The 4,652-nt window shown below is 63.0% G+C and carries 5 protein-coding genes; all 5 read right to left on the bottom strand.

The window, feature by feature from the left end:
* Positions 1 to 709, bottom strand: a 709-nt coding sequence (locus tag VKP01_RS06745) for a dihydrolipoyl dehydrogenase family protein (RefSeq protein ID WP_324411397.1), incomplete at its 3' end; no start/stop codon positions are given.
* A gap of 13 nt (positions 710 to 722) precedes the next feature.
* A complete protein-coding gene (locus VKP01_RS06740) occupies positions 723 to 1,052 on the bottom strand; it encodes a pentapeptide repeat-containing protein (RefSeq protein ID WP_324411396.1) in 330 nt (109 codons plus the stop codon).
* Positions 1,049 to 1,447 (bottom strand): hypothetical protein, encoded by a 399-nt coding sequence (locus VKP01_RS06735; protein WP_324411395.1) that lies wholly within the window; start codon positions 1,445 to 1,447, stop codon positions 1,049 to 1,051. Before VKP01_RS06735 ends, VKP01_RS06740 begins: the two co-directional genes overlap by 4 nt.
* A gap of 24 nt (positions 1,448 to 1,471) precedes the next feature.
* Positions 1,472 to 2,713: a 2-oxoglutarate dehydrogenase complex dihydrolipoyllysine-residue succinyltransferase gene (odhB, locus tag VKP01_RS06730; RefSeq protein ID WP_324411394.1), complete on the bottom strand. Its 1,242-nt coding sequence runs from the start codon at positions 2,711 to 2,713 to the stop codon at positions 1,472 to 1,474.
* An 85-nt stretch (positions 2,714 to 2,798) separates the two neighbouring features.
* Positions 2,799 to 4,652: 2-oxoglutarate dehydrogenase E1 component (locus VKP01_RS06725; protein ID WP_324411393.1), on the bottom strand; the 1,854-nt coding region annotated here is incomplete at its 5' end.

The raw sequence follows: 4,652 nt of genomic DNA, 5'->3' as shown, positions 1-4,652 counted from the left end.
CCTTGGAGCCGAGCTTGAAGGCCATGCCCTGCTTTTGCAGCATACGCTGAAACTGCGTGGCGACATCGCCGTCCATGCCGGCGAGGATGCGGTCGAGGAATTCCACCACCGTGACCTCGGCGCCCAGCCGGCGCCAGACCGAACCCATTTCGAGACCGATCACACCGCCGCCGATCACCACCATCTTTTTTGGCACTTCCGCCAGATCGAGCGCACCCGTCGATGAGACGATACGCTTCTCGTCGATCTCGATGCCGGGCAGGCTGACCACATCGGAACCGGTGGCGATGACGATGTTCTTCGTCTCGATCTCCTGGACCTTGCCGTCCTCACCCGTCACCGAGACCTTGCCGGCGGCGAGGATCTTGCCGGTGCCGTGGAAGGCGTCGATCTTGTTCTTCTTGAGCAGGAATTCGATGCCCTTGGTATTGCCCTCGATCGCATCGTCCTTGTGGGCGAGCATCGCCTTCAGATCAAGCTTGGGATTGCCGACATCGATACCGAGCGTCTTGAAATGCGTCCCCGCCTCCTCGAACAGATGCGAGGCGTGCAGCAGCGCCTTGGAGGGGATGCAGCCGACATTCAGGCAGGTGCCGCCATGGGCCGCACGCTTTTCGATGACGGCGGTCTTCATGCCCAGCTGTGCCGCGCGGATGGCGCAGACATAGCCGCCGGGGCCGGTACCGATGATGACGAGATCGTAGGTCATGCAATTTGCCTCGTTATTCTTGCCCGCTGCTGTCGCGGTTGTGAAGTCGTGAAGGGTCGATGTAGTCGGGAAGGATCGTCGTTTCGTCGATCACGGCCGAAGCGAGTTGCGCGACGGTCAGGTTGCGTGCATCACGCAGATCCGCCCCGCGAAGAATGGTGCCACGCAGATCGGCATCGGCGAAATCGGCACCTCGAAAAGAGGCCCCCGTCGCATCCGCCCCCGACAGGTTGGCAAGGCGCAGGGAGGCGCCACTGAGATCTGTGCGCCTGATGAAGGCGCCGTGGATGTCCAGTCTCGGAACCCTCCCCGGCGCCTTGCCGATTGCTTCGGCTTCGCTCATGCCGCCTCCCCGATTCGAGCCTGCAGCGTTCTGATGATCTCCCGAATATCGACGGGAGGTTCATCGTCACCATAGGCGAAACCGCCCTCCCGAAGATAGGCCTGCAACAGCTCGAAGACAGGATCGGACAGATCCGGAAAGTCTTTCGCGACCTCGCGCAGGACATAGACGGCACTCAGCCGCACTTCGAGATTTGGATCGCGCAACTGTCCGACAGCGCGGACGAACAACTCCGTAACATGTGAGCGCCGCGCGAGGGCCGCCTGCGTGTTGGCGGCTCTAGCCTGCGAAGAGGCCGGTGAAAGCTGGCGCCAGGCGAGGAGCGAACCGACCAGCGCCGCCCCGCCGAGAGCGAGGTTGCGCAACAATTCCGACAGCGCGACCCAGATATCCACCGGGCGTTATCCCCCGTTTCGTGATCACAGATCCAGAACCAGCCGCGCCGGGTCTTCCAGGGCTTCCTTGATGCGCACGAGGAAGGTCACGGCTTCCTTGCCGTCGACGATGCGGTGATCGTAGGAGAGCGCCAGATACATCATCGGGCGCGCCACGATCTGACCGTCCTTGACCACCGGGCGCTGCTCGATGCGGTGCATGCCCAGAATGCCCGATTGCGGTGCGTTCAGGATCGGCGTCGACATCAGCGAGCCGTAGATGCCGCCATTGGTGATCGTGAAGGTGCCGCCCTGCATCTCTTCGATTGTCAGCTTGCCGTCACGGGCGCGCTTGCCGAAATCGTTGATCTGCTTCTCGACACCGGCAATGGAGAGCTGGTCGGCATCGCGCACAACCGGCACGACGAGGCCCTTCTCCGTGCCGACGGCGATGCCGACATGGTAATAGTTTTTATAAACGAGATCGGTGCCGTCGATCTCGGCATTGACGGCGGGGACTTCCTTCAGGGCCTGGACCACGGCCTTGGTGAAGAAGCCCATGAAGCCGAGCTTCACGCCGTGCTTCTTCTCGAAGATGTCCTTGTATTGCTTGCGCAGATCCATCACCGCGCCCATGTCGACATCGTTGAACGTCGTCAGCATGGCGGCGGTGTTCTGCGCGTCCTTGAGACGGCGCGCAATGGTCTGGCGCAGCTTGGTCATGCGCACACGCTCTTCGCGATCGGCATCGACCGGCGCGGAAGCGGGGCGCGCCTGTTGCGCGGGCGCGGAAGAGGGCGCATTGCTGCCGCCGGAGGCGATCGCCGCGAGCATGTCGCCCTTGGTCACGCGGCCATCCTTGCCGGATCCCGATAAGTTCGAGGGATCGACGCCGCTCTCGGCGGAAAGACGTGAGACGGCAGGGCCATGATCGGTAGCCTTCGCGGCGGAAGCGGGCTTGGCCGCTTCCGGCTTGCTCTCGGCCTTGGGGGCGTCCTTCTTCTCTTCTTTTTTCTCTTCCTTCTTGGCCGGCGCCGCAGCCGCGCTGCCGCCCTCGTCGATCGAGCCGAGCAGCGCATCGGGCTCCACCGTCTCGCCCTCCTGGGCGACGATGTCGCCGAGTACGCCGGAAGCCGGGGCGTTCACTTCGAGGGTGACCTTGTCAGTCTCGAGCTCGACCAGCGGCTCGTCGGCCTTCACGGCCTCACCGGGTTGCTTGAACCAGCGGGCGATGGTCGCTTCGCTGACGGATTCGCCGAGGGTGGGTACGCGGATTTCTGTGGCCATGGTGATCTTCGTCTTTGTTTGGGCATAAACCCGGTCATATCAGGTGTTCCCGACGCTCGGGCCGGGAACGCGAAACGCGTGCGGCTCAGGCGCCGTAGACCTCGTCCATGAAGGCCTTGAGCTGCTGCTGGTGCTTCGACATCAGGCCCGTCGCGGTGGCGGCGGAGGCGGCGCGGCCGGCATAGCGGGCGCGCGGCACCTTGGAGCCGGCCTGCTTGAGCACCCATTCGAGATAGGGCTCGACGAAGCTCCACGAGCCCATGTTCTTCGGCTCTTCCTGGCACCAGACGACATCGGCGTTCTTGAAACGCGACAACTCGGACTGCAGAGACTTCAGCGGGAAGGGATAGAGCTGCTCGACGCGCATCAGGTAGACATCGTTGATGCCGCGCTTCTCGCGCTCCTCGAACAGGTCGTAATAGACCTTGCCCGTGCACAGCACGACGCGACGGATCTTGTCATTCTTGGCGAGTTGCACATCGCCGATACCGGCAGCCGCGTCGTCCCACAGGATGCGGTGGAAGCAGGAATCGGGGCCCATTTCTGACATCTTCGAGACGCAGCGCTTGTGGCGCAGCAGACTTTTCGGCGTCATCAGGATCAGCGGCTTGCGGAAGTCTCGCTTCAGCTGACGGCGCAAGACATGGAAATAGTTTGCGGGCGTGGAGCAATAGGCGATCTGCATGTTGTCTTCCGCGCACATCTGCAGGAAACGCTCCAGACGGGCGGAGGAATGCTCCGGACCCTGGCCCTCATAGCCGTGCGGAAGCAGGCAGACGAGGCCCGACATGCGCAGCCACTTGCGCTCGCCCGAGGAGATGAACTGGTCGAACACGACCTGCGCGCCGTTGGCGAAATCGCCGAACTGCGCCTCCCAGAGAACCAGCGCATTGGGCTCGGAGAGCGAGTAGCCGTATTCGAAGCCGAGCACGGCCTCTTCCGAGAGCATCGAATTGATGACCTCGTAATGCGCCTGACCCTCGCTGACATGGTTGAGCGGCGTGTGGCGCTGTTCCGTTTCCTGGTCGAGCAGGACGGAATGACGCTGCGAGAAGGTGCCGCGCTCCACATCCTGCCCCGACAGGCGCACCCGGTGGCCTTCCCTGACCAGCGATCCGAAGGCGAGCGCCTCGGCGGTGGCCCAGTCGACACCCTCGCCGGTATCGATCATCTTGCGGCGATTGTCGACGAAACGGCGGATGGTGCGGTGGACGTTGAAGCCCTCGGGCACCGTTGTGATCTTGCGACCGATATCCTCCAGCGTCTCCATGCTGATGCCGGTGGCGCCACGACGCGGATCGTCGCTGTCCTCCTTCACGGCCTTCAGCCCTGACCAGCGCCCGTCCAGCCAGTCGGCCTTGTTGGGCTTGAAACCCTGGACGCTGTCGAATTCCTGATCGAGTTTGGCACGCCATTCGGCCTTTGCGGCGTCGATCTCCTCCTCGGTGATGACGCCTTCCTCGATCAGTTTCTTGCTGTAGATCGCGAGCGTGGTTGGATGCTCGCGGATGATCTTGTACATCCGCGGCTGGGTGAAGGATGGCTCGTCGCCTTCGTTATGGCCGAAGCGACGGTAGCACAGCATGTCGATCACGACGGGCTTGTGGAAGCGCTGGCGGTATTCCGTCGCCACCTTTGCCGCATAGACCACCGCTTCAGGATCGTCGCCGTTACAGTGGAAGATCGGCGCCTCGACCATCTTCGCCACATCGGAAGGGTAGGGCGAGGAGCGCGAGTAGCGCGGGTTGGTGGTGAAGCCGATCTGGTTGTTGATGATGAAGTGGATCGAGCCACCGGTGCGGTGTCCCTTCAGCCCCGACAGGCCGAAGCATTCCGCCACCACGCCCTGGCCGGCAAAGGCGGCATCGCCGTGCAGCAGCAGCGGCAACACCGAATTGCGGTTCTCGCCGGTCTCGCCGTGCTGGTCCTGCTTGGCGCG

It is taken from the genome of Saliniramus sp. (genome assembly GCF_035311605.1).
In the GTDB taxonomy this organism is placed as follows: Bacteria; Pseudomonadota; Alphaproteobacteria; order Rhizobiales; family Beijerinckiaceae; genus Saliniramus.
This window is presented reverse-complemented; position numbering and strand designations above follow the sequence as displayed.

What these genes read in the sequence shown, in the direction of transcription:
- VKP01_RS06740 (WP_324411396.1), bottom strand. Translation starts at nt 1,052, where the DNA reads ATGAGCGAAGCCGAAGCAATCGGCAAGGCGCCGGGGAGGGTTCCGAGA.
- odhB (WP_324411394.1), bottom strand. Translation starts at nt 2,713, where the DNA reads ATGGCCACAGAAATCCGCGTACCCACCCTCGGCGAATCCGTCAGCGAA.